The organism is Paenarthrobacter sp. CCNWLY172 (genome assembly GCF_037402035.1).
Classification (GTDB): Bacteria; Actinomycetota; Actinomycetes; order Actinomycetales; family Micrococcaceae; genus Arthrobacter.
The window spans coordinates 253,774-278,227 of the sequence record NZ_JBBEGB010000005.1; the positions used below are offsets into that span (position 1 = coordinate 253,774).

The following is a 24,454-nucleotide window of genomic DNA, read 5'->3' on the forward strand; positions in this document are numbered from 1 at the left end:
CGGAGGCTGATCATGGCAGCAGAAACCCAGTGTGTGGTGGCGGGCGGAGGGCCGGCCGGAATCGTGCTGGGACTGCTGCTTGCCCGCGCCGGCGTGAAGGTGACTGTGCTTGAGAAACACGCCGATTTCCTGCGTGATTTCAGGGGCGATACGGTGCACGCCTCGACGATCCGGCTCTTGGACGAGCTGGGGCTCGGTGAGGGCTTTCGGGCCCTCCCCCAAAGTGGACTGGGCAATTTCCGGCTACCCGCAAGATCCGGTGATTCCGTGGTCCTCGCGGATTTCGAACGACTTAAGGACCCCTACAACTACGTGGCCATGGTCCCGCAATGGGATTTTCTGAACTTCCTGGTGGAAGCGGCCCGGCAGGAACCCACCTTTACGCTGCTGATGAATACGGAGGCGACGGACCTGCTGACTGACGCTTCGGGCACTGTGGTCGGAGTGACGTACGGAACCCGTGATCCGCGGACTGGTTCTGTTGTGGGGAGCGGCGAACTACGGGCTCCTTTGACGGTGGCCTGTGATGGCCGCGGCTCGATTCTCCGGAAGAAGGCCGGACTGGTCCCCCGCGAATTTCCGGTGCCGTTTGATACCTGGTGGTTCCGGCTCCCGCGAACCGCAAGCGAGGACCAGCCGGTGGCCTCCATTGCGCCGCGCTTTGGCAGTTCAGCTGTCCTGCTGACCCTGACCCGCAAGGATTATCACCAGATAGCGTACTTGGCGGCCAAGGGCTCGGATCCTCAGTTGAGGGCTGAAGGCGTGGAGGCTTTCCGCTCTAAGATAGCCAGTTTGCGACCGGACCTTGCGGACCGTGAGGACACCATTGCCTCCATGGACGACCTCCACCTCCTGGACGTAAAACTCAACAGGCTGTCCCGGTGGCACAAGCCTGGGTTGTTGCTGATTGGGGATGCCGCCCATGCGATGTCGCCCGCCGGCGGAGTGGGCATCAACCTCGCAGTGCAGGACGCTGTGGCAGCCGCGCGTGTGCTCGCCGCGCCGTTGCTGAGGGAAACGCTCGACGACGGCCACCTCGCCGCCGTCCAGAAGCGGCGTTGGCTTCCTACGGTCGTGATCCAGTCCTTCCAGAGGGTGCTGCATCGTGTGGTGTTCGCGCAGGTCATGGCCGGTAAGCAGCCGAAACCTCCCAAACCGTTGCTCTTTGTTGCGCGGAATTTCCCGGGGTTCGGGAAGCTGCCCGCTCGGATGATCGCCTTCGGTCCGCGCCCCGAGCATGCGCCGGAGTTTGCCCGGCGGAAGCCCTAGCCGGGTGGCTCGACCCGCCCAACTGCCGTCATCGAGCATTGCCCACTGTCGCCGTCGAGCGTTAATACCGTGCCGTGGGAGGATTGAAACGTGGCCCATATTGACGTTTCCGGCATCGACTACTTCCTCTCCGACGGCACCCAGCTGCTCAACGGGGTGACCTTCAAGGTCCCCGACGGCACCAAGACTGCCCTGATCGGACCCAACGGAACCGGCAAGACGACGCTGTTCAAGATCATCTCCGGCGACCTCACGCCGGACGAAGGTGTTGTGGGCCGATCAGGCAACATGGGAATCATGCGGCAGTTCGTGGGCCAGGTCCGTGACGAATCAACAGTTCGCGACCTCCTCGTCTCCACTGCCCAGGCTGGCCTCGCAGCTGCTGCCAAGGCGGTTGAGGACGCCGAGCTGGCCATGATGGAGCACGACGACGAGCCCACCCAGATGAAGTACGCCCAGGCCATAGTGGACTGGGGAGATGCCGGTGGGTACGACGTAGAGACCGTCTGGGATGAAGTGTGCATGGCTGCGTTGGGGATTTCCTTCGACAAGGCGCAGTTCCGCCGCGCCTCGACGCTCTCGGGTGGCGAGCAGAAGCGTTTGGTGCTCGAAGCCCTGTTTGCCGGCCCGGATGAGCTGCTGCTCCTCGACGAACCGGACAACTACTTGGATGTGCCAGGCAAGCGTTGGCTGGAGGGCAAGCTCAATGAGTCCAAGAAGACCGTGCTGTTCATCAGCCACGACCGTGAACTGCTGAACAATGCGGCAGGTCGCATCGTGACGCTCGAGCCGGGCATCAACGGTGCCTCGGCGTGGATCCATGGCGGCGGTTTCGGATCCTACGTGGAGGCACGTGCGGACCGTAACGCCCGGTTCGAGGAACTCCGCAAACGCTGGGACGAGGAGCACGTGAAGCTCAAAGAACTCGTCAACATGTACAAGAACAAGGCCGCTTTCCGCTCCGACATGGCCAACCGATACCAAGCTGCGCAAACCCGCCTCGCAAAGTTCCTGGAAGCCGGGCCCCCCGAGGCCTTGCCGATCGAGCAGAACGTCAAGATGCGCCTCAAAGGTGGGCGAACGGCCAAGCGTGCCGTAGTAGCTGAGAAGCTCGAACTGACCGGACTCATGAAGCCGTTTTCCACGGAGATCTGGTTCGGTGACCGTGTGGGCGTGCTCGGCTCCAACGGTTCCGGCAAGAGCCACTTCCTGCGGCTCCTTGCCACCGGCGGCACCGATCCGGAGCGTGAGCACCTGCCGGTCTCCGACGTCGTGATTGCGGAAGTGCCGCACGAAGGAACCGTGAAGCTGGGCGCCCGCATCCGCCCCGGATTCTTTGCACAGACACATGTTCGTCCGGATCTCCTGGGGCGCACATTGCTGGAGATCCTGCACCGTGGTGACGAGCACCGCTCCGGACTCGCCCGCGAGGCCGCGGCCGGCGCCCTGGATTCGTACGGCTTGGCTGGCCAGTCTGAGCAGAAGTACGAATCCTTGTCCGGTGGCCAACAGGCACGCTTCCAGATTCTGCTTCTGCAGCTTTCCGGCGCCACCCTCTTGTTGCTGGACGAGCCCACCGACAACCTTGACCTGCACTCCGGTGAGGCCTTGGAGCGTGCCATCGACTCTTTCGAAGGCACCGTCCTTGCGGTCACGCACGACCGCTGGTTCGCCAAGTCCTTTGACCGGTTCATGATCTTTGGGTCCGATGGAAAGGTCTACGAATCCGAAGAACCCGTCTGGGATGAGAAGCGCGTGGAGCGCGCCCGGTAGCTCTCACCTGCCGCCTGTTTTATGCGAACGCTCTTGCACTTGCTGCAGGGGCGTTCCGCTTTCAGCCATGGGATGTGAGAGAGCGTCGGTGAGCAAATGATCAGCAATGATGATTAAGTGAGCAATCATTGCTACCGTTGAAGCATGGGAACTGCTGACCGCCACCGGCTCATTGGCGAGCTGCTGCGCACCCGCGAACAAGCCACCGTGGATGAGCTCGTGGACGCCACAGGAGCATCGGGCGCCACGATCCGCCGCGACCTGGAGATCCTTGCTGCCAACGGAGTGCTGAAACGCATCCACGGTGGCGCCCGCAGCTTGCTGGCACGCGGAGACAACCCCGGCTACGGCCAACGTGAATTGGAAGACCACCAAGCCAAGACGCGCATTGCTGAGGCTGTTGACGGACTCATCAACGACCGCGAGCATGTGTGGCTGGACAGTGGATCCACTGCCACGGAGATCGCGCGCCGGTTGGGCAAGCGGGAACTGACGGTGATGCCCATGTCCCTCCACGGCGTCGAGGCCATGACAGGGCCCCATTCCGGCCGGACGCCGCAGCTCATCCTTCCCGGCGGCAGCCTGATCCCGGGCGAGCAGTCTTTCCGGGGACCCATGGCCGAAGCCAACATCCGCTCGCTCAGGTTCGACACCGCCGTCGTGACCCCGTGTGCCCTCAACCTCAAGGACGGACTGCTGGCCCACGACCTTGATGATGCGGCCGTGAAACGCGCCGGTCTTGAATCCGCAGCGCGCGTGATCGTGGCCTCCGCAGGCAGCAAATGGAATGCCAGTGCAGTAGCTTTGGTCGCAGCCATGGACGCCGTGGACGTGATCGTGACCGACCAAAAACCCTCCCCAGAAGATCTCGCCCGGCTCAATAAACTCTCCGTGGAAGTTGTGATTGCATGACCACAAACACCAGAAGCAGCACCAACGTCAATGCCGCGGCGGTGGCGACGTTCCTGATCTTCGGCATGAACGGGTTGGTATTTGCCAGCTGGGCTGCACGCATTCCGGCAGTGACGGAGGCGCTCAGCCTGACGTCCGGCCAGATGGGCACCCTGCTGCTCTGCACCGCCGTCGGATCCTTGCTGGCGCTGCCGTCGGCCGGCTGGGTTGTGGGCAGGATCGGCACGGCGAATACGGTTCGTGTGGCGGGCATCGTGGCGGGAGCTGCGGGCGCAGGAATTGCTTTCTCCCTGATGGCCGCCTCAGTGCCGGCCACGGCAATTGCCCTGTTCTTCTTCGGTATCGGCATCGGTTTGTGGGACGTTGCCCAGAACATTGAAGGCGCCGACGTTGAGCACCGGCTCAAGCGCACCATCATGCCCCAGTTCCACGCCGCCTTCTCCGGCGGTGCTTTCCTTGGCGCACTGATTGGCGCTGGCCTCTCACAGCTTGGCGTCGGTCTCCCCCAACACTTGCTGGTTATCGCAGCCATTGCCGTTGCCTTGGCGCTGACGGTCCCTAAGTACTTCCTTCCGCATGAAGCCGCAGAAGTTCACGACGACGGCGGTCCGGTTGCGAAGGGACCTTCGGCTTGGCGGGATGGCAGGACGCTGCTGATCGGCGTCGTAGTCCTGGGTGCCACCTTGACCGAAGGCGCGGGCAACGACTGGATCGCGAAGGCTGCCGTGGACGGGCTTGGTGCTTCGGAATCCACGGGTGCGCTGCTGTTCGCACTCTTCGTCCTGGCGATGACCATCATGCGGTTCTTCGGTGGCAAAGCGATTGACACGTTTGGCCGCGTGAGCGTCCTGCGGGCCAGCATGGCGGCAGCGGCCTTGGGCCTGGCGCTGTTTGTCTTCGCCGGCAACGTCATCCTGGCCGGCGTTGGTGCGGCTTTGTGGGGCATCGGTGCGGCGCTGGCCTTCCCCATGGGCATGTCAGCCGCTGCGGACGACCCCAAGCATGCCGCTGCACGGGTTTCCGTGGTTTCCACCATCGGCTATGTCGCCTTCCTGGCTGGTCCACCCCTCTTGGGTTACTTGGGCGACCACACCGGAATCCACTTGGCATTGCTGGCCATCGGAGCGCCTATTCTGCTCGCTCTCCTGCTTGCCGGCGTCGCGAAGCCTTTGCCGCCCAAATAGTCCGGCCATCTGCCAGTTCATTCTCTTTGACGCATATTTCCCTGAAGCGCCACCACATAATGAGGACGACGCCGGCCGCAAGGCAGGCGCCGCCAAGGACGTCGCTGAGCCAATGTGCCGAGAGGTACGTGCGGCTGACCATCATGGCGATGACACCCATGGCCGCCAGCAAGGTCATCCACCAGCGGCCCACGAGGATGGCCAGCACCATAAGGAACGTGGTGGTGGTCGATACATGCCCTGAGGGGTATGAACCGGTATCCGTGAGGACCTGGGCGCCCTGGGGCCTGTCCCGACCCACCACCGCTTTGGCCAGCTGGGTGAGGGCCAGTGCGGTGATGCCGGAGGTGGCGGCAAAGACTGCCCCCATGGGGCGTTGCCAGACAAGGAGCGAAAGGGCGAGCACCACGTGGAACACCAGGATCCCGGCGTAACCCGCCCAGTTGAGCACCGCGTTCACACCGTCCCAGAAGGGTGACTGCAGAGTAAAGGTGAAGGCCTGCCACGTGGTGTCAACGCCATTGAATGCAGGCTCGCCCTGTCCTGCCAGGATCATGATGCCCGGGACCATGAAGGCACAGAGAAGCAGCACGGCCGGGACAACCAATTGCCACCCGGGCTGTTGACGGGGAAGCAGGACACGAATCATCCATTCATCGTAGCCACGGCAGACGTATGGCATGGGCAGCCCTCCGGTGGGGGTGTGCAGGCGATACTGTGAAGTAATGCGAGGCTTCGTGGGCAAGGCCCCCAGACGAGTTGCAGGATTCGACCACTTTCTGGTCAGGGCTGTCTCCAGGCAGCCCCAAGGTGACCACGATGTCTTCTTCAGGAGGCTTTCGTCCGCGGCCACCAAGGGAAAGCTGTGGTTCGGGATTGCGGGAATCATGTCCGCGTTCCCGGGAACGCCGCGCAGGGCGGCCCTTCATGGCGTGTTGGCCTTGGGTGTTGCTTCGGGCGTCACCAACGTCATCTTTAAGCGCTTACTCCCCCGGCGACGCCCGCTTCCTGAGCACCTGCCGCTGTTTCGCTTCGTCAACCCGCAGCCAACCAGCTCATCGATGCCCTCCGGGCATTCTGCCTCTGCGGTAGCTTTCGCAGTGGGTGCCGGGATGGTTTCCCCGGCTCTCGGCGCAGTGCTGGCGCCCCTGGCCGCAGGTGTGGCCTATTCCCGTGTTCACACGGGAGCCCATTGGCCTTCCGATGTGGTCTTCGGTTCGGCCCTCGGAGCAGGCGCGGCGCTCCTGACGCGCAGGTGGTGGCCTGCCAAGCCCGCAGAACCAACACCCCGCCGAACGCCTGCGGAGGCGCCCGCCATCGCCGACGGCGAGGGGCTGAGTATTGCGGTCAACGTCCTTGGAGGGTCCTACTCCCCCGAAACCGGGGAGCTTCTCAGGGTTATATTCCCTAAAGCGTATATACGGGAAATCGCGGAGGGGGACGACGTCGCCGCGGAAATTGACGCCGCAGCCACGCGGCCTGGCACCGTTGCCTTGGGCGTGTGGGGTGGAGACGGAACCGTTGGCACCGCAGCCGCGGCCGCCGTCGAATATTCACTGCCGCTGCTTGTGCTGCCCGGCGGAACCCTCAACCACTTTGCCCGCGACCTCGGCACCAGCTCGATCGACGACGCCATCGAGGCGGTAACCAAGGGGCAGGCAGCCGCGGTTGACCTGGGGCATGTAGTGGTGCAGCGTGGCCTGCCCGAGGCCCCGGAAACTACGGAGCTGGCCATGTTGAACACCGCCAGCGTAGGCGTGTATCCGAACCTGGTTCGTCGCCGGGAACGTCTGCAGCCGGCTATGGGTAAGCCGCTGGCCAGCGTGGTGGCATCGCTGCGCACCTTCGGAGTGAATTCGCCCACCACGCTTACCGTGGACGGGGTTAAGCACAAGCTCTGGATCCTCTATATGGGACGGGGAAGGTTCTATCCCAGCGACCACGCACCGCTTCGCCGGCCTGTGCTGGACGACGGTGTTTTCGATCTGCGGATGATCACAGCGGATGAGCCGTTCGCCCGTGCACGGCTGCTGTGGGCGGTAGTGACAGGCACGGTGGCCGCCTCCAAAGTCACCCATTTGACCGAGGCCACCACCATCACCGTGGAGGCGATCGGGCAGCCGCTGGTCCTGGCGGTGGACGGCGAACCGAAGCCCGGGGTTCGCAGTGCCACCTTCACCGTGAAACCGCGCCAGCTGCGCGTGTACTCGCCGCTCCCGGTCGGCTGAAGCGGCGCGGGTCATCCGCGAGGACTACCCTGACTGAACCCTGAATCATCCCTGAGACCGGCGATTTTCGTTCCCTCCATGAGTAGCGTGGTGAGTACATTCAAAACTCATCCGCACACTCATGTGCTCCGAGGAGGGAACGCTTCCATGATCGAAGCAAAAGGCCTGACCAAGGTCTACGGCGAGAAGACCGCCGTCGGCGGTGTCAGTTTCACTGTCCAGGCTGGACGGGTGACCGGCTTCCTGGGTCCGAACGGTGCCGGCAAGTCCACCACCATGCGCATGATCATGGGGCTGGACGCTCCGTCGTCGGGCTCTGTGACAGTGAACGGTGAACCGTTCGCCCAGCACAAAGCACCGCTCCGCGAAATCGGCGCACTCTTGGACGCCAAGGCAGTCCACACGAGCCGCACCGCCTACAACCACCTGCTCGCCATGGCAGCGACGCACAGCATCCCCAAGAGCAGGGTCCGCGAAGTCATTGAAATGACCGGACTGGGCGATGTCGCGAAGAAGAAGGTCAAGGGATTCTCGCTCGGAATGGGCCAGCGCCTTGGCATTGCCGCCGCGCTGTTGGGTGATCCGCAGACCATCATCCTGGACGAGCCCGTCAACGGTCTGGACCCTGAAGGCGTGGTGTGGGTCCGCAACCTCGTGAAGTACCTGGCCTCCGAGGGCCGCACAGTCTTCCTTTCGAGCCACCTCATGAGCGAGATGGCGCTGACGGCAGACCACCTGATCGTGATCGGCCGCGGCAGGATCATTGCCGATGCGCCCATCGCCGAGATCATTACCGGTAAAGGCCAGGCGCGGACCCGTGTCCGCACCGACCAGCCGGAACGCCTCATGCAGCTCCTGGCCGGAACCGGCGTTTCCGTGGAAGTCCACGAGCGTGAACTCCTCGAGGTGTCCGGACTGGACCCCCGGGGCATCGCCAGGACCGCCCTTGAAAACCAGGTCATGGTGTACGAGCTCACTCCGCTCCAGGCAAGCCTGGAAGAGGCGTACATGGAACTGACCAAGGACGAGGTGGAATACCACTCGCACATCACCACCGGGGCTTCGGTTCCCGCCCAGGCCGGAGGGAAATAGACATGAGCACCACCACTATGGACCGTAAGTCCATCCGCAACTCCGTCGGTCCGGGACCGGCATTCCACCGCGTGCTGAACTCGGAATTCATCAAGTTCCGCACGCTGATGTCCACCTTGATCCTCCTGGCATCCACAGCCTTGGTGATGGTGGGTTTCGCCGCCCTCTCGGCTTGGGGAACCGGGCAGTTTGCTGAGCAGGTTGCCAACGATCCCGAAGCCGCGGCTGCCATGGCCGCCCAGGGTGGGGACCTGGCCGTCAGCATTCCGACTTCCGGCATCTCATTCGCCCAGCTCATCCTCGGCTCCTTGGGTGTCCTGCTGATGAGCTCGGAATTCACCACCGGCATGGCACGCTCCACATTTGCCGCCGTCCCCAAGAGGCTTTCACCGTTCCTGGCCAAGCTCATCGTGGTCATGGTCAGCGCCTTCCTGCTGACGGCCGTGTCCATCTACATTGCCGGCCTGGTGTCCCTCCCGATCGTGGACAACTACGACCTCAAGCTGGACCTGGGCAGCTCGCAGTCCGTCAAGCTCCTCTTGGTCAACAGCCTTTACGTGGCAGCAGTAGCAGCCATCGGCATGGCGCTTGGAACCATCGTCCGGAACTCTGCCGGCGGCATCATGAGCCTGGTGGGGCTGCTGTTCGTTGCGCCGATTGCCTTCCAGCTCATCCCCGGTGATTTCTTCAAGGAAGCCAACAAGTACCTCCCTACCAGCACCATCACCCCGATGACCGCCGTCGAGCATGTTCCTGAAACGCTGGAAGCGTGGCAGGCCGCGCTGGTCCTGGGTGCCTGGGTTGTTGTACCGATTGCGCTGGCCATGCTCCTGCTGAAGAAGCGGGACGTCTAGGGCGGGTTGCCGTCTAGGCTCAATCCATGACTGAAGCTCCACAGGTGAAGGACGCGTCCACCGTTACGGTGGACGCGTCCTTCGCTGAAATCACCCAGCGCCGCAGGGGCCGCATCCGGCGCTACTTCTACGAGCGCCCCCGCGCCATGGATGCCGTGGTGGTCCTCTGCTACGTGCTCCTGGCCCTGCCCACCATCATCACTTCCATCGCCGAGGGCAAGTGGCTGGTGGTGGCCCTGCTGCTGATGATCGCGGCCGTACTGATGTTCAGGCGCCGGTACCCGCTTCAAGTGGTGGCCGCCGTCGTCCTTCTGGAGGTTGCCGCCGCCATCTTGAACCCGTGGGGTTCCAACGTCTCCGCGGGCCTTTGGTTTGCGCTGTACGCCGTGGCATCCATCAGGAAGCGCAGCCTCGCTTTGGTGGTGTTTGTTGCCGCGAGCCTGCCCCTGAGCCTGCTTTATCTGTTCATGTGGACGATTCCCAGCGGCATGGACACCCTGCAGGAAGTCCCGGAGAACTTCCACCTGATCAACAACATCGCCACCGCGGTGACCATCATGTTGTCCAACCTCCTGGCGACCGGCATTGGTATTTCCGTACGCCAGCGGCGGGAGCATGAGGCCGAGATCGCTGCCTGGGCAGCCCGCACCACCCATCTGGGCAAGGTGACCGAACGGAACAGGATCGCCCGCGAGATGCATGACGTCGTGGCACACTCCCTGACGGTGATGGTCAGCCTGTCGGACGGCGCTGCCGTGGTGGTCAGGAAGAATCCGGAGCGCGCCGCTGAGGTCCTGGGCGAATTGTCCCGGACTGGCAGGACGGCCTTGGCCGACATGCGCCGCGTGCTGGGCGTCCTTCGCGACGACTCGGGGCGGCCGGCACCGCTCACGCCCCTGGAATCCGGGCACAACCTCTCGAAGCTCCTGGATGGTTTCCGGACCGCGGGTCTGCCGCTGCATTATGCGCACACAGGCCCTGGATTACCGGCCGATCCCGCCTTTGAACTCACCGTCTACCGGATTGTGCAGGAGTCGCTGACCAACGTCCTGCGGTACGGCCGCTCACTCAGCCGCGTTGACGTCCAGGTGGCGCGGGACGCCGATTTGGTCACCATTGACGTGCACGACGACGGCCGCGGAACCGTGGAGGGCGGCAGCGAACCCGTGGGCAGCCTGGGCACCGGGCAAGGCATCGCGGGGATGAATGAACGCGCCGGAATTTATGCTGGAATCGTTACTGCCGGACCCAGTAAAAGGGGAGGCTGGGCAGTTCACGCCGAGCTCCGCTGGGCCGGCGACAAGGGGGAATCATGACAGAAGACATCATCAAAGTGCTGCTCGTGGATGATCAACCACTGCTTCGGATGGGCTTCCGGCTCATTCTGGAAGGCGAGGACGACTTCAACGTAGTTGGTGAGGCGTCCGATGGCATCGAAGCCGTGCGCCAAGTAGAAGCACTCGCGCCGGATGTGATCCTGATGGACGTGCGGATGCCCGCCATGGACGGGATTGAGGCAACGCGTCGAATCTCGGACTCCGGGTCGGAGGCGCGGGTCATCATCCTTACTACCTTCGACCTCGATGAGTATGCCTTCACCGGGTTGCAGGCCGGTGCCTCCGCCTTCCTGCTCAAGGACGTTGCACCCTCGGAATTGGTCCACGCCGTGCGCCTCGTGGCCAGCGGCGATGCTGTGGTTGCTCCGCGAGTGACACAACGGCTTCTGGAAACTTATGTTCGTGGAGGCGCGCTCCCCGGGCAGACTCCTACTCCCCACCGGGACCCGTTGCTCGACGATCTCACGCCACGCGAAACCGAGATTCTCACCACCATTGCCGAGGGCCTGTCCAACGCGGAGATCGCCCATAAGTTCTTCCTCTCCGAGGCAACCGTCAAGACCCACGTCCGCCGGATCCTGAGCAAGCTCCAGTTGCGGGACCGGGTGCAGGTGGTGGTTTACGCCTACGAGACCGGGCTTGTGGTGCCGAGCAACCCTGATTACTGAGCGCGGGCAAACGCCTCAGGGACTTGTGGAAGTATCATTTCCTTCGTGGCCTTTCGGCCGAGGCAGGGGCTGGTGTCCCTGCAGGGTAGGTGGAAAGGGACGCATGGAGCGGGCTGGTCTGGACGGCATCGATCAAAGGATCCTCGCGGAACTGACCAAGAATGCCCGCGTCCCTCACGCCGAACTCGCCGGCAAGGTACTTCTGTCCAGGAATGCGGTGCGGCAGCGGATCGACCGCATGGAACGGCAGGGCTATATCCAGGGCTACACAGTGGTAGCGGGAGTGGATGCCGAATCCTTGGTTTCGGCCTTCCTGATGGTTTACCGCAAGGACAGGATGCGGGGGGCCGACGTCCTGAACGAACTCCGATCGATTCCGGAAGTAGTGCTGTGCGATGTTCTCAGTGGCGACTTTGACCTCATCGTCCGTGTCGAAGCGCGATCCCTCGGCCGCGTCCAGGAGATCTGGGAGCAGATCGCTGCCCTCCCCGGAGTAAGCGACACCGTGACGGCAATGACCTTGTCCAACGTCATCCGACGGGCTTCGCAGTAGGGATCACCTGGTTCCGGCGGGTTTCAAGCGCTGTCTCGTTGGTGGGGCATTCTGACCAGTAAACGGTCACATCGTCATGCCCGTGGTGCAAAGTGTGCGTTATTCGCATTCACAAATGTTTTTAATGACTAAAGTCACACGATCTGTGTTACCTTCGTCACTACAAGCGCCCCCACGGCTCCCCGCCCCGGAAGTCCTCGGCGTACCGTTCGCACCTGTCACTTAACGGAGACAAGACATGGAATCTTCTACACCCCTGAAACTGGATCATCCAGCCGATGCACCCTTGGCTTCGCCGGAACCCGGGTTGCGCCGCTCCATGGGACCACGGCACCTGATCATGATCGCGATGGGAGGTGTGATCGGTTCAGGTCTCTTCCTGAGTTCGGGCTACACCATCTCGCAAGCGGGCCCGCTGGGGGCCGTGATCGCCTACTTAGTGGGCGCCTTCGTGGTCTATCTGGTGATGGCCTGCCTTGGCGAACTCGCCATTGCCTACCCCGTCTCCGGCGCCTTCCACATCTACGCGTCCCGCTCGATCGGCCCGGCAACCGGCTTTGCTACGGCCTGGCTGTACTGGCTTTGTTGGGCCGTGGCCATCGGATCTGAGTTCACAGCCTCAGGCTTGCTCATGCAGCGATGGTTCCCCGACGTTGAGGTCTGGGTGTGGTGCCTCGTCTTCGCTGCCATCCTCTTCGGCTTCAACGCTTTCTCCTCCAAGTTCTTCGGGGAATCCGAGTTCTGGTTCTCCATCGTCAAAGTGGGGGCGATCATCGCGTTGATCGTCTTCGGCGGGGCTGCACTGTTCGGCTTCCATCCCCTCGCAGAGTCCGGCAACCACCCTTTCCTCTTTGAGAACTTCAATACCTCAGGTGGCCTCTTCCCCAACGGTTTCACCGGGGTCCTGGTCACCGCCCTGGCCGTCTTCTATGCCTTCTCCGGCTCGGAACTGATCGGCGTTGCGGCTGGAGAGACCAAGGACCCCGCAAAGAACATCCCCAAGGCCATGCGCAGCACGGTCATCCGACTCCTGATCTTCTTTGTGGGCGCCATTGCCGTCATCGCTGCGACTGTCCCCTACGAGCAAGTTGGTTTGGATGAAAGCCCGTTCGTCACGGTTTTCTCCTCTGTGGGCATCCCGTTCGCGGCGGACATCATGAACTTTGTCATCATCACCGCGCTGTTGTCAGCGGGGAACAGCGGATTGTTCTCCTGTGCACGAATGCTCTATTCACTGGCCGATGAAGGACATGGCCCCAGGGCACTCAAGAAGCTGACCCGTCGCGGAATACCCCTGGTCGCCCTTTCCGTCAGCATGGTGGGCGGGCTGGCGTCCCTGGTCAGCAGTGTGGCTGCACCGGAGACCGTCTACCTGGCCCTGGTGTCCATTGCCGGATTCGCGGTGGTGGGAGTCTGGATGTCCATCACTGCCTCACATTTCTTCCACCGGAGGGCATTCATCCGGAATGGCGGAAAGGTGGCTGATCTGGCCTACAAAGCCCCCTTCTTCCCGGTCCTGCCCATCCTGGCTTTCACCCTCTGCGTGGTATCCCTGATTGGCATAGCCTTCGACCCCACCCAGATCGCTGCGCTGTATTTTGGGGTTCCGTTCGTTGCGGCGTGCTACCTGTTCTTCCACTTCCGCTACGGCCCGAAGGCCAAGGCGAAGCGTTTGGTCTGATTCGAGGTTGGCCATGCGTCACGGCTGGGCTTCATGCCCGGCCGTGTCGCCATTTCCGGGGGAAACACAATGACCGCGAATGAAGAACTTTCTGCGGCGACGGACAATCTATCCAGTTGGCTTGAGATTGACGGCACCGCCTTCGACGCAAATGTTCGGTCCATGCTGGCCATGCTCCAAGGCAAGGCTCTGTTGTGCGCCGTGATCAAATCCGACGCCTACGGGCACGGTGCGGACTTGTTGCTGCCGTTCCTGGTGGCGTCCGGAGTTCCGTACATAGGGATTGGCACCAACGCAGAAGCAGGGCTTGCCCGGGCTCATGGGTTCAACGGGAGGCTGTTACGGGTCCGGGCCGCGGCACCGCAGGAGATCAGGGCCGGCCTGGCCCACGGGATCGAGGAACTTGTTGCCGATCCACAGAGTGCGTGGGAAATGAGCAGGATCGCCGCAGCGGAGGAGCGGACGCTGCGTGTGCATTTGGACATCAATTCCTCGGGAATCAGCCGTCACAGCCTCGATGTGTCCTCACCATTGGGACGGGCCTCCGCAGTGGGAATCGTCAGTCATCCGCAGTTGGAGCTCGCTGGCATCATGACGCACTTTCCACAGGACGACGTTGACCATGTGAAGCACGCCCTGAGCCGCTTCAAATCCGAATCGCATGCAATCCTTCACGAGGCGGGGATACCCCGGCTCGATGTCCTGCTGCATGCCGCCAACTCCTTTGCGGCCCTGAACGTCCCCACGGCCTGGTTGGACATGGTGCGCACAGGTGCTGCACTCTACGGTGATTCGGATCCTGGGCACGCCATGTTCCAACGGTGCATGACCTTCAAAGCCAGGATCGGGTCCGTCAACGGCTACCCGGCTGGAAGCGGCGTGGGATACGGGCTCACCCATACTCTTGCCACGGATTCGCGCCTCGCCACAGTCACCGTGGGCTACGGCGATGGGTATCGACGCTCACTTGGCCGGAGGGGAAATGTGCTGGTCCGTGGACAGCGGGTGCCGGTGGTGGACATCATCTCCATGAACTCCATGGTTGTGGACGTCTCCTCGGTGAGGGATGTCCGGCCAGGGGACGAGGTGGTCCTCTTCGGTGGGCAGGACGGCGGAAAAATCACGGTCGGGGAACTTGAAGCGGCGAATGCCGCGATACTCGCTGACCTCTACACTGTGTGGGCCAACAGAGCCCGTGTCCTTGCAGCGGACGCCACCGTGTGAGAATGGCGTGAACGCTTGGTGGAAGGAGCGGATTCGTGGAGGTGTCACCGGAGGCGTCATCCCTGGGCCAGGGTCTTCGCCTTGTCCGTATGGTCACGGACCGCGAAAAGCAGGGACGCCAACTTTTGGGTGTCTCGCAGCTGGCTGCCGGACTGGACATGGAGCAAAGCCGGGTCTCCCGACTGGCCCAGGAATTGTGTGATCTTGGACTGCTGGAACGGGTGGACCGTGGCCCCTTCCGCACAGGACCGCGGTTCTTCAGCCTCGCAGCCTCCCTGAACAGTACGTGGGTTCAGAAGTCACCTGCGGAACTTGAAGAACTGGTGTCCGCGTTCGGACTGCGGTCCCGGCTGTCCGTTCGGGAAGGTGTCCGTGTTCTTTTGCTGCGTTCGTCCACCAACAACTCTGTCCTTGGTGGGTTCGCCAAGCCCGGCATGGTCACCCCGGTGTGGTGCACGGGTTCGGGGCGGGCCTTGCTGTGGGACCACTCGCCCAAGGACATCGGAGTCCTACTCAGGGATGTTAACTTCATCGGCGTAGGCGGACCCGCCGCCGCGCACACCGCCCCCGAGGTCGCCGAGTTGATGGAACGCGACAGGCCACGGGGCTTTGTTCTCGCTGCTGAAGAATTTGAACATGGCGTTTGGGAGCTCGCCGTCCCCGTTCGGACAGAGGATGGCCGGATCATTGCTGCTCTGAGCGTGCTGGGAAGCCAGTCCACCGTGGAGTCCGCCGCCCCGGAGATCGCCGCTGTCCTTCACTCCAGCGCCCAACGGCTCAGCGGCGGGCCGGTCCTGGAACCTTAGGCGTCGAACTGGCGTACGCCTCCGCCAACCCTGGACTCGAGCCATGTCCGCCAGGAACCGAGAGCCACGGCGAAGGCTTCCCGCTGGGGCTCCACGCGATGTTTTGGCCCAACGATTTGCAGGGCCGCGGCAACATCTCCCTTGAAGTCGCGGATGGGCGCGGACAATGAGTAGAGGCCGGGTTCAGCTTCTTCATCAACAATCGAGTATCCGCGGAGGCGGGCTTTGTTGAGCCGTTCCAGGAAATCATCCACGGAAACCGGAGTGTTGGGGCCATGCCTCACGAACTCCACTGTGCTGAAGATTTTCCGGATTTCCGTGTCCGGGGCATCCCACAGGAGCGCCTGGCCGGCGTCACTGCAGTAGGCAGGGTAGGGGCGGCCCAACCAGGAGCCCACAAGGTTTGCGCTCTCGGGAACTTGCTCGCCGATGGTGACCGTACTGTTTCCGCTCAGTACGCCCAAAAAGCAGGCCTCGTTGGTTTCGGTGGCCAATCCTTCCAAGGCCGTGAGGCCATCGGTCTTCAGCCGTTGTTCTGTGACAAGTTGGGCGTCCGTCAGGATGGACCAATCCAGGCTGTACTCGCGTTGGTCCGAACGTGTCAGGAAGCCTTCCTGCTGCGCACCCTTCAGGCTTCGTGATACCTGGCTGCGGTCTTTGCCGAGGCGGGCTGCGACGTCGGCTACCGTACCGCCGTCGAAACCTTCCGCATGACGCGCCCCCACCGCAAGAAGGGCCATCATGCCGCGGCCCATGCTGGAGGTCTTTGACATGGATCGATTCTAGCTACCGTGGCTTGCGTCGGCATTACAGCCCGGCGTCACAGCCGGCATCACAGGACGGCCGGAGTCAGTGGATGGAGAAGACCCTGGCCGGGAAACCACTGCCCTCGAGCGGCTTTGCCCACGTAGCCACCAAGGCTGCACCGGCCTCCGGAAGGTGGTCCAGGGCGGCAAGAAGCTCTATCTGCCACTTGTCTTGGGCCAGGATGTAAGTTTCCAGGCTGAAATCCTGCCGCGACGTGGCCATGCCGGGGTCGGTGTCTGTCTGTTCATGGCCGATTGCGCTGACGGATCGTTTTTCGACCAGATACTCCAAAACTTCCCGCGACCATCCGGGAGTATGGCTGATCCCGGCTTCGTCGACGTTTGCCATGGCTGTACTGTCCGGCCAGCGGCGGCTCCAGCCCGTCCGCAGGGCCACGAACGACCCGGCAGGGATGTCCCCGTTCCGCGCCTCCCAGCCCAGGACGTCCTCCACAGTGGGGGTAGCATCCGGATCGGCCGCGACGCGGTCGCTGATGTCCAGGACAACCAACGGCAGGATCATGTCCTCCACGGGCAGTTGGTCGAGTGTCCGGCCGCCCAGGACAAAATGCGACGGCGGATCAACGTGCGTACCCCACTGGCCCACAATCGAGTATCTGTGGGCTGTAAACCCGTCTCCCTTTTCCAGATCGAAGAGGGTTTCCCTGTCTTCGTCGGGAAAGGCCGGAAAATGCGGCTGGCCAGGATGAAAGGCGTGTGTCAGGTCCGTAAATGTCCTGTTGCGGAGAAGGGGTGCCAGTTCCTGCCAAAGGGGCGAGCTCATGATGCCACTCGCGCTTCGGCGTGGACGGCGGAGCTGCTGGAGACACTGAGCGGACCCGAGACCTCGATGACAGGGACTTCCCACGGGTGGATGTCGACAATCCGTTGCACCAACTCCTGGACAGTCCGGTAGTCGAGGGAATCGTCGAAGTAGGTGGTGAATACAAAAGTAGGCGAGATGGTCCGCTGGCCTACAGCGCCGAGAGTGGGCTTGGCCCCCTCAGCTACCGTGAATCCCTCGAAACCCGCGGAGGACTCGAAGACGTGGTGGTAGTTGCCGAAGCCGCCCAGTTCGGGGGCCGATTGCAGTTCGTTCAGCAGGGAGGCAATGCCTTCATCGGAATCGAGGGCGCCAAGGTCGCCAGCGGCCATTTGCTTCATGGTTTCCACGGGAATGGGCCAGTGAATTCGAAGCTTTCGCACTGGTTTCAAATCAATGTTCATAGCGAGTGACCTTCCGTCATTATGTCCGTTGAGCCATCGTGCCACGATGTGACGTGCATTACAAGCATACAGAAATGTTTATACTGCACGCGACGTCGGATTTGCACAGTCCCCCCACAGCCTTCCCATGTACAAGGCACAGGACGCACGCGTTACATGGAGACATGACTACTCCCCATCCCAACCACGATCGCGGACTCGAATTCGACCTCTCCACACTCCTGAGCCGGCGACGCACTTTGGGTGTGCTCTTCGGCGCCGGGACTGCGGCCGCCCTCGCAGCCTGCACGCCCGGTTCGGATGTCAGCGGTACATCGTCGTCGAGCACTTCCAGCGCCACGGCCGCAGCAACGGCCACGGAAGGTACGACGGCGGCCGCATCGCCAACAGCGTCCGCCACCAGCACGGTGACCCGGGCATTTGCTGAATGCGGCGTCGAGATCCCTGAGGAGACGCTCGGGCCCTACCCGGGAGATGGCTCCAATGGCCCCAACGTACTGGAGGCCTCCGGGGTGGTCCGCCGGGACATCAGATCCAGTTTCGGAACGTCCACCACTACGGCCGAGGGCGTACCCCTCACGGTGACCCTGACACTCCTGGACAACGCCAATGGCTGCTCACCGCTGGCTGGTGCTGCAGTGTACGTCTGGCATTGTGACCGGAACGGCAAGTACTCCCTGTACGATTCGGGCTTGGAGAACCAGAACTATTTGAGGGGTGTACAGGAGGCTGACGCCAACGGCCAGTTGACCTTCAGCACCATCTACCCAGGCGCGTACAACGGCCGCTGGCCACATATTCACTTTGAGGTATTCGAATCGATGAGCAACACCACTGCTGCCGGGCAGGTGTTGGCTGTCTCCCAGATCGCCCTCACAGAGGCGGCATGCAAAGCGGTCTACGCAACCGCGGGCTACGAGTCCAGCGCCCGAAACTTCCCCAACACCACGCTGACCTCGGACAATGTCTTTGGCGACGATGGGGGTATATACCAACTCGCGACTATATCCGGCTCGGTCGCGGGCGGCTATACGGCCGCGCTGAACGTTACCGTTTAGCCCGGCCGGCGGCGAAAGCGCGGCTAGACTCGGGGTCATGCCTTCGAATGCTTCCGCAGCAGTTGACCACATCCAGGATCTCGGCGCCTACGTTTCTGCGTCACCGTCGAGCTTCCATGCAGTCCACGAGGCCGCCCGCCGCTTGGAGGCTGCAGGCTTCATGGCCCTGGATGAACTGGAGCCGTGGGATGGCGGAGCTGGCAAGTTCTACGTGATCCGCGACGGCGCCCTGATTGCGTGGGTAACGCCCGAAAATGCCGGCCCCACCACGGGCTTCAATATCCTCGGTGCACACACCGATTCGCCGTCCTTCAAACTCAAGCCGAAGCCCACTACGGGCAAATTCGGCTGGCTGCAGGCCGGCGTTGAGGTGTACGGCGGACCCCTGTTGAATTCCTGGCTGGACCGGGAACTGCAGTTGGCGGGCCGTTTGGTCATGCGTGACGGAACGCAGCATCTGACAGCCACGGGCCCTCTCCTTCGCTTCCCCCAGTTGGCGATCCACCTGGACCGCGGTGTAAACGACAATGGACTGCATCTGTCCAAGCAGCAGCACATGAACCCGATCTTCGGCCAAGGCGACCCCGCCGGGGAGGATCTCCTCGGATTGCTCGCCGATCGTGTGGAGGGCACCGCTGTTGATGCTGCGGACATCGGCGGGTACGACGTCGTGGTGGCAGACACGCAGGCCCCCGCGGTTTTCGGGGCCAACAGCGAGTTTTTCGCGTCAGGCCGCATGGATAACCTCTCCTCAACCCACGCGGGCCTGGTGGCACTGATCAGTCACGCGGCGTCAGCTCGGGTTGGGGGTCCGATCGCCGTCGTGGCTGCGTTCGATCACGAGGAGATCGGCTCCAACTCGCGCTCCGGAGCGTGCGGCCCCATCCTCGAAGACATCCTGGTCCGCATCTCGGACGGCCTCGGCGCCTCGGTGAGCCAGCGGCGGCAGGCGCTGGCGGCGTCGTTCTGTGTTTCCGCCGATGCCGGCCATGCTGTACACCCGAACTACGCGGAAAAGCATGATCCCGCCAACAAACCAGTGCTGAACGGTGGCCCGCTGCTGAAGATCAACGCCAACCAGCGTTACGCCACGGATGCCACAGGTGCTGCGTTCTGGGCCCGGTTGTGCGACGAATCCGGCGTTCCGTACCAGGAATACGTGTCAAACAACGATCTCCCGTGTGGATCCACCATTGGACCCCTGACTGCCACGCGCCTTGGTATCCGGACGGTGGATGTAGGCATTCCCTTGTTGTCGATGCACTCTGCGCGCGAGCTCTGCGGCGTTAAGGATCCACGGTACCTGGCAACTGTTGTTGAGTTGTTCTTCCGCACCTTCGTCTAACGGAAGCCTCAAACACTCATTTCAGGGGCATTACAAAAGTTTTCAATACGAAACATTGGATGCCTGAAGGTGTACATTTTGTGCACACTCCCCTTTTTGGGGGCGTCAAAATGTTCAGCTGCACAGGTAGTGCGATGGTGCAGCAAGCTAGCGTGAGTGAGTCATGTGGCCCGTGGCACACCACTCCGGCCACCCCGCAAAAACCTAAAGGACGGCGCAGATCCATGCACGCTGACCAACAACTTTCAAAATCCTTGAAGCCCCGGCACCTCTCCATGATCGCCATCGCCGGCGTTATTGGCGCAGGCTTGTTCGTAGGGTCCGGCGCCGCTATCCAGCAAGCCGGTCCCGGCATCCTCGTGGCGTACTTGGCTGCCGGCCTGGTGGTTATCCTGGTCATGCGCATGCTGGGCGAGATGGCTGCTGCCAATCCGGAGACCGGCTCGTTCTCCACCTACGCTGACAAGGCCCTTGGCCGGTGGGCTGGCTTCAGTATCGGCTGGCTCTACGCTTGGTTCTGGATCATCGTCCTCGGCATCGAGGCAACGGCGGGCGCCGCCATTATGCACCGCTGGGTTCCCGGTGTGGACCAGTGGATCTGGGCGCTGATTTTGATGGTGCTCCTGACGCTGACCAATCTGGGTTCCGTCAAGTCCTACGGCGAGTTCGAGTTCTGGTTCGCGTCCATCAAGGTGGCCGCAATTGTCATCTTCCTGCTCGCAGGCATCGCTGCCATCCTGGGCCTCATGCCGGGCGTCTCCGCCCCGGGCGTCGCCAACCTCCTGGATCAGGGCGGTTTCATGCCGAACGGTCCGGGCGCAGTCCTGGCGGGCATCCTCGTGGTGGTCTTCTCGTTCTTCGGCGCCGAAATCGCCACCATCGCGGCCGGTGAATCGGAAAACCCCGTAGACGCCGTCAAGAAGGCCGTGAAGTCCACCGTGTGGCGCATCCTGATCTTCTACATCGGATCCATCGCCATTGTTGTCACGCTTCTGCCGTGGAACGACGCCTCCGTTGCCAAGAGCCCGTACGTTGCCGTGATCGAGCTGTACGGAATCCCGGGCGCAGGCACCATCATGGATATCGTTGTCCTCACCTCGGTGCTGTCCTGCTTGAACTCCGGCCTCTACACCGCCAGCCGCATGCTCTTCTCGCTCTCCCAGCGGGGAGACGCCCCCAAGTCCTGGATGAAGATCTCCAAGCGTGGCGTCCCGGCAGCAGCAGTGCTGGCCTCCACAGTGGTGGGGTTCATTACCGTCGGCCTGAACTACATCGCCCCGGACACGGTGTTCCTGTTCCTCGTGAACACGTCCGGTGCCATCGCGCTCTTTGTGTGGCTGGTCATTGCGGCCTCGCAACTCATCCTGCGCAAACGCATGGGGGCTGCAGCCAAGGACCTCGACCTCAAGATGTGGTTCTTCCCGTACCTCACGTGGATCGCCATCGGCGCCATCGTGGCCCTCATTGTCGGGATGGTGATCATCGAATCCACCCGTGAGTCGCTCTTCCTGTCGCTGGCGTTGGCCGCAATCGTGGTGGGCATCGGCATTTGGCGCTACCGCAAGCGTGGCGCCGCTTCACCCGAGGCGACCACCGCGGACGCCGAGCAGGCGACGGTCGGTGGGGGACCGGCGTCGTAAGCGTCCTTCGGCAGCGGGGCAGCCAGCGTCAGCGTTCGACGACGGCTGCCCCGTTTCGCTTTAAGGTCACCGCCGTAGGCCTCGTGGTTACTGGGCCAGGCCGATGACGAGGTTGATGGTGACGGCAAGGATGACTGTTCCAAACAGGTAGGACAGCAGGCTGTGCTTCAGCGCCTCCAGCCGGATCGAGTGGTTGCCGAGATTGGTGTCCGATACCTGGTACGTCATGCCCAGGCTCGTGGCCAGATAAGCGAAGTCCGTGTACTGCGGCGGCCGGTCCTGGTTGAAGCTGATGCCACCCACTGCACCGCCGGCGTGGGCGTCCTGGCTGTAATACAGCTCGGCGTACCGCAGCGTGAAAAGCGTTTGGACCAGCATCCAGGACAGTCCCACACACGCCAGGGCGAGTGCCGCAGAAGATAGGCGGGAGCCGGTTCCCTCAGTGTGCGAATTGACGATCACGGCGGCCACAGCAGCAAGGCTGGCCAGGTTGGCCACGAGTATCAGCAGGTCGGTGACTCCCCGCGACGGGTCCTCGGACGTTGCATGGTGCTGCGTTTCTGCAGGATCGAGCCGTGCGATCACCAGCCAAACCCAGACAACGTAGACCAAGGCGGCCACGGCCCAGCCAACCGCGGGCGCATCCACCCAGCTGCCTGAGATGCCGGAAGCGACGAACGCGGCTGTGCCCGCCAGGACCATGACCACAAAGCGCAGCCGGCTCCGCCTCACCCTGACGTTATCCATGTGCCCACCCTAACCAGTGGGGGAGCTCAAAAGTCGGTTGGGCTTGACGGCTCCGTTTGCTCGCTGCGCTTCTTGTCGGCCTGAAGGATGCCGTCGCGGACGCCTGAGCGGATCACGAAGTACAGGGCGTAGAGTCCGATCCCGGCGAAGACGACAGTCAGGACCAAGGCATTCAGGGGTGTGGCATCCATGGCCACCACCCTAGCGAGGCTCCATCAAGACCTCAGGAATCTGCGGATCGGCCCTGTTCGTGTTACTGTCTTTGTCGCTGTCGAGGAGAAAAACGAAACATTGTTTCTCCTGATCACCTTGCGCGGGTGGCGGAATGGCAGACGCGCTAGCTTGAGGTGCTAGTCCTCGAAAGGGGGTGGGGGTTCAAGTCCCCCTCCGCGCACAAAGAAACCCCCGGAAGGTCGCCTTCCGGGGGTTTTGCAGCGTTCGGCCCGGGGCTCTCGTGTTCGGGCCTACGCTCCCGGGCGGGGTGCGAACATGATGACGCCCACGCCCACTATGCAGATTGCAGCCCCGACCACGTCCCAGCGATCAGGGCGGAAGCCGTCCACCAGCATTCCCCAGGCCAGCGAGCCGGCGATGAAGACGCCCCCGTAGGCGGCCAGGACCCTGCCGAAGTGCGCGTCGGGCTGAAACGCTGCGAAGAAGCCGTAGATGCCCAGTGCGACGACGCCGAGGCCGGCCCACCACCAGGCCTTGCCCTCCCGGACGGCCTGCCAGATCAGCCACGCACCGCCGATCTCTGCAACGGCGGCCAGGACGAAGAGAATGATGGACTTCAGGGCGGTCATTGCTCCAGTATTCCCTGCTGGCTGTCCGGGTTATCCACATACGCCAAATGACCTGTCCCGGCGACGGATCCGCTCGAATAGCTTTGGGTGCAGGAGATGCACTAAGATATTGAAGTCTGTGTTGCGCCCTCCTTCCGAGTCTTCGGCGGGGGAGCGGGTACACGGCATCGCAAATGAACCTCCTGTTACGGAAATACCGTAACCGCTTAGCCCAAAGGAGGTGGGTTCACATATGCGTCCTTACGAATTGATGGTAATCATCGACCCCGAGGTCGAAGAGCGTACCGTAGAGTCGTCGCTTCAGAAGTTCCTCAATGTCATCACCACCGATGGTGGAACCATCGAAAAGGTTGACATCTGGGGCCGTCGCCGTCTGGCGTACGACATCAAGAAGAAGTCCGAAGGTATCTACGCCGTGGTGAACTTCACCGCAGCACCGGCTACCGCCAAGGAACTTGATCGCCAGCTGTCTCTTAACGAGACGATCATGCGCACCAAGATCATCCGTCCTGAAGACCAGAAGGTCGTTGCTGAGTAATCAGCCCCTTCCAGATCTTTATCCCGCAGGAACGAACAAGGAGGCAGTAGATGGCAGGCGAAACCACTATTACGGTCATCGGTAATCTCACCAATGACCCCGAGCTGCGGTTCACCCCGTCTGGCTCAGCAGTAGCGAACTTCACCATCGCTTCTACTCCCCGGACCTTTGACCGCCAGTCCAATGAGTGGAAGGACGGGGAAACCCTGTTCCTCCGCGCATCTGTCTGGCGCGAAGCAGCCGAGAACGTGGCCGAGTCCCTCACAAAGGGCATGCGCGTCATCGTTTCCGGCCGTTTGAAGAGCCGTTCCTACGAAACAAAAGAAGGCGAAAAGCGCACCGTTATCGAGCTTGAGGTCGACGAAATCGGCCCCAGCCTGCGTTACGCAAACGCCAAGGTCAACCGTACCCAGCGCTCCGGCGGCGGGCAGGGCGGCTTCGGTGGCGGTAACGCCGGTAATTCCGGTGGCTTTGGAGGTGGCGCTCCTGGTGGAAACCAGGGCGGCGGCAACTCCGGTGGAACCTGGGGCGGCAACCAGCCCGCACAGCAGCAGGATGACCCTTGGGCTACGCCCGGTGTCAGCAATGCCGGCGGCTGGGGCAACGGCCCGGATTCCGAACCTCCCTTCTAAACAAAACATAAACGTCCGACGCCGGACGCTCACCCGGACTGCCGCGAGGCACCTTGGTGGCAACCGCCGTCGAACAC

At 62.4% G+C, this 24,454-nt stretch carries 25 protein-coding genes and 1 tRNA gene; 19 read left to right on the forward strand and 7 right to left on the reverse strand.

All coding sequences use genetic code 11. The annotated features are described in order from the left end of the window. Window positions 1-12: 12 nt before the first annotated feature. The 4 genes from WBN73_RS09810 to WBN73_RS09825 all read left to right on the forward strand — a co-directional run bounded on the left by WBN73_RS09810 (window position 13) and on the right by WBN73_RS09825 (window position 5,138). Window positions 13-1,269: an FAD-dependent oxidoreductase gene (locus tag WBN73_RS09810; RefSeq protein ID WP_337340117.1), complete on the forward strand. Its 1,257-nt coding sequence runs from the start codon at window positions 13-15 to the stop codon at window positions 1,267-1,269. A gap of 90 nt (window positions 1,270-1,359) precedes the next feature. Continuing rightward, window positions 1,360-3,042, forward strand: a complete 1,683-nt coding sequence (locus WBN73_RS09815; RefSeq protein ID WP_089597051.1) for an ABC-F family ATP-binding cassette domain-containing protein — start codon at window positions 1,360-1,362, stop codon at window positions 3,040-3,042. A 144-nt stretch (window positions 3,043-3,186) separates the two neighbouring features. Then, window positions 3,187-3,954, forward strand: a complete 768-nt coding sequence (locus tag WBN73_RS09820) for a DeoR/GlpR family DNA-binding transcription regulator (RefSeq protein WP_280625167.1) — start codon at window positions 3,187-3,189, stop codon at window positions 3,952-3,954. Then, entirely contained in the window at window positions 3,951-5,138 is a 1,188-nt protein-coding gene (locus WBN73_RS09825; RefSeq protein WP_337340116.1) for an MFS transporter, read from the forward strand. Before WBN73_RS09820 ends, WBN73_RS09825 begins: the two co-directional genes overlap by 4 nt. Here WBN73_RS09825 and WBN73_RS09830 read toward each other — a convergent pair. After that, complete coding sequence (locus tag WBN73_RS09830; RefSeq protein ID WP_337340115.1) at window positions 5,083-5,787, reverse strand: phosphatase PAP2 family protein; 705 nt, start codon at window positions 5,785-5,787, stop codon at window positions 5,083-5,085. The two genes, WBN73_RS09825 and WBN73_RS09830, sit on opposite strands and share 56 nt — an antisense overlap. Window positions 5,788-5,863: 76 nt before the next feature. On the opposite strand from WBN73_RS09830, the gene WBN73_RS09835 reads away from it, so the two are divergent. The 9 genes from WBN73_RS09835 (at window position 5,864) to WBN73_RS09875 (ending at window position 15,581) form a co-directional block, all read left to right on the forward strand. Continuing rightward, the gene (locus tag WBN73_RS09835) at window positions 5,864-7,366 is read left to right on the forward strand and encodes a bifunctional phosphatase PAP2/diacylglycerol kinase family protein (RefSeq protein WP_337340114.1); all 1,503 of its coding nucleotides are present in this window, start codon (window positions 5,864-5,866) and stop codon (window positions 7,364-7,366) included. Between the two features lie 147 nt (window positions 7,367-7,513). Continuing rightward, complete coding sequence (locus WBN73_RS09840; protein ID WP_280625159.1) at window positions 7,514-8,458, forward strand: ABC transporter ATP-binding protein; 945 nt, start codon at window positions 7,514-7,516, stop codon at window positions 8,456-8,458. 2 nt (window positions 8,459-8,460) lie between these two features. Further along, complete coding sequence (locus WBN73_RS09845) at window positions 8,461-9,312, forward strand: ABC transporter permease subunit (RefSeq protein WP_207595561.1); 852 nt, start codon at window positions 8,461-8,463, stop codon at window positions 9,310-9,312. A 26-nt stretch (window positions 9,313-9,338) separates the two neighbouring features. Continuing rightward, window positions 9,339-10,628, forward strand: coding sequence for a sensor histidine kinase (locus tag WBN73_RS09850; RefSeq protein ID WP_280625157.1), 1,290 nt, complete (start codon window positions 9,339-9,341; stop codon window positions 10,626-10,628). Beyond that, window positions 10,625-11,317 (forward strand): response regulator, encoded by a 693-nt coding sequence (locus WBN73_RS09855; RefSeq protein ID WP_207595559.1) that lies wholly within the window; start codon window positions 10,625-10,627, stop codon window positions 11,315-11,317. Before WBN73_RS09850 ends, WBN73_RS09855 begins: the two co-directional genes overlap by 4 nt. 103 nt (window positions 11,318-11,420) lie before the next feature. Then, the gene (locus WBN73_RS09860; RefSeq protein ID WP_207595558.1) at window positions 11,421-11,870 is read left to right on the forward strand and encodes an Lrp/AsnC family transcriptional regulator; all 450 of its coding nucleotides are present in this window, start codon (window positions 11,421-11,423) and stop codon (window positions 11,868-11,870) included. Window positions 11,871-12,108: 238 nt separating this feature from the next. Next, window positions 12,109-13,551: an amino acid permease gene (locus WBN73_RS09865; RefSeq protein WP_207595557.1), complete on the forward strand. Its 1,443-nt coding sequence runs from the start codon at window positions 12,109-12,111 to the stop codon at window positions 13,549-13,551. A 69-nt stretch (window positions 13,552-13,620) separates the two neighbouring features. Beyond that, complete coding sequence (alr, locus tag WBN73_RS09870; protein ID WP_207595556.1) at window positions 13,621-14,775, forward strand: alanine racemase; 1,155 nt, start codon at window positions 13,621-13,623, stop codon at window positions 14,773-14,775. Window positions 14,776-14,810: 35 nt separating this feature from the next. Further along, window positions 14,811-15,581, forward strand: coding sequence for an IclR family transcriptional regulator (locus WBN73_RS09875; RefSeq protein ID WP_337340113.1), 771 nt, complete (start codon window positions 14,811-14,813; stop codon window positions 15,579-15,581). On the opposite strand, the gene WBN73_RS09880 is transcribed toward WBN73_RS09875, so the two are convergent. The 3 genes from WBN73_RS09880 to WBN73_RS09890 form a co-directional block, all read right to left on the reverse strand. Then, window positions 15,578-16,354 (reverse strand): IclR family transcriptional regulator, encoded by a 777-nt coding sequence (locus WBN73_RS09880; RefSeq protein ID WP_337340112.1) that lies wholly within the window; start codon window positions 16,352-16,354, stop codon window positions 15,578-15,580. The genes WBN73_RS09875 and WBN73_RS09880 overlap by 4 nt on opposite strands. Before the next feature lie 76 nt (window positions 16,355-16,430). Continuing rightward, on the reverse strand, window positions 16,431-17,171 hold the full coding sequence (locus tag WBN73_RS09885) for a cyclase family protein (protein ID WP_337340111.1): 741 nt from the start codon (window positions 17,169-17,171) through the stop codon (window positions 16,431-16,433). After that, a complete protein-coding gene (locus WBN73_RS09890; protein WP_337340110.1) occupies window positions 17,168-17,614 on the reverse strand; it encodes a hypothetical protein in 447 nt (148 codons plus the stop codon). Before WBN73_RS09890 ends, WBN73_RS09885 begins: the two co-directional genes overlap by 4 nt. 164 nt (window positions 17,615-17,778) lie before the next feature. On the opposite strand from WBN73_RS09890, the gene WBN73_RS09895 reads away from it, so the two are divergent. From WBN73_RS09895 to WBN73_RS09905, 3 genes are all read left to right on the forward strand, one after another. After that, on the forward strand, window positions 17,779-18,672 hold the full coding sequence (locus tag WBN73_RS09895; protein WP_337340109.1) for an intradiol ring-cleavage dioxygenase: 894 nt from the start codon (window positions 17,779-17,781) through the stop codon (window positions 18,670-18,672). Window positions 18,673-18,709: 37 nt separating this feature from the next. Beyond that, window positions 18,710-20,017, forward strand: coding sequence for a M18 family aminopeptidase (locus WBN73_RS09900; RefSeq protein ID WP_337340108.1), 1,308 nt, complete (start codon window positions 18,710-18,712; stop codon window positions 20,015-20,017). A gap of 224 nt (window positions 20,018-20,241) precedes the next feature. Beyond that, window positions 20,242-21,657, forward strand: a complete 1,416-nt coding sequence (locus WBN73_RS09905) for an amino acid permease (RefSeq protein WP_337340107.1) — start codon at window positions 20,242-20,244, stop codon at window positions 21,655-21,657. Window positions 21,658-21,744: 87 nt separating this feature from the next. Here the strand turns inward: WBN73_RS09905 and WBN73_RS09910 are convergent, their stop codons facing one another. Continuing rightward, the gene (locus WBN73_RS09910) at window positions 21,745-22,404 is read right to left on the reverse strand and encodes a DUF1345 domain-containing protein (protein WP_242703455.1); all 660 of its coding nucleotides are present in this window, start codon (window positions 22,402-22,404) and stop codon (window positions 21,745-21,747) included. 26 nt (window positions 22,405-22,430) lie between these two features. Further along, window positions 22,431-22,595: a hypothetical protein gene (locus WBN73_RS09915; protein WP_207595548.1), complete on the reverse strand. Its 165-nt coding sequence runs from the start codon at window positions 22,593-22,595 to the stop codon at window positions 22,431-22,433. A gap of 120 nt (window positions 22,596-22,715) precedes the next feature. On the opposite strand from WBN73_RS09915, the gene WBN73_RS09920 reads away from it, so the two are divergent. After that, window positions 22,716-22,798: transfer RNA gene (locus WBN73_RS09920), tRNA-Leu, on the forward strand. Window positions 22,799-22,868: 70 nt separating this feature from the next. Here the strand turns inward: WBN73_RS09920 and WBN73_RS09925 are convergent. After that, window positions 22,869-23,207 carry a YnfA family protein gene (locus tag WBN73_RS09925; RefSeq protein WP_207595547.1) on the reverse strand — a complete coding sequence of 113 codons (339 nt, stop codon included), beginning with the start codon at window positions 23,205-23,207 and terminating at the stop codon, window positions 22,869-22,871. A 232-nt stretch (window positions 23,208-23,439) separates the two neighbouring features. Here WBN73_RS09925 and rpsF point away from each other — a divergent pair, with 232 nt between their 5' ends. Both rpsF and WBN73_RS09935 read left to right on the forward strand, forming a co-directional pair. Further along, window positions 23,440-23,745: a 30S ribosomal protein S6 gene (rpsF, locus tag WBN73_RS09930; RefSeq protein ID WP_011776755.1), complete on the forward strand. Its 306-nt coding sequence runs from the start codon at window positions 23,440-23,442 to the stop codon at window positions 23,743-23,745. Between the two features lie 50 nt (window positions 23,746-23,795). Beyond that, window positions 23,796-24,377: a single-stranded DNA-binding protein gene (locus WBN73_RS09935; RefSeq protein ID WP_011776754.1), complete on the forward strand. Its 582-nt coding sequence runs from the start codon at window positions 23,796-23,798 to the stop codon at window positions 24,375-24,377. The last annotated feature ends 77 nt before the right edge of the window (window positions 24,378-24,454 follow it).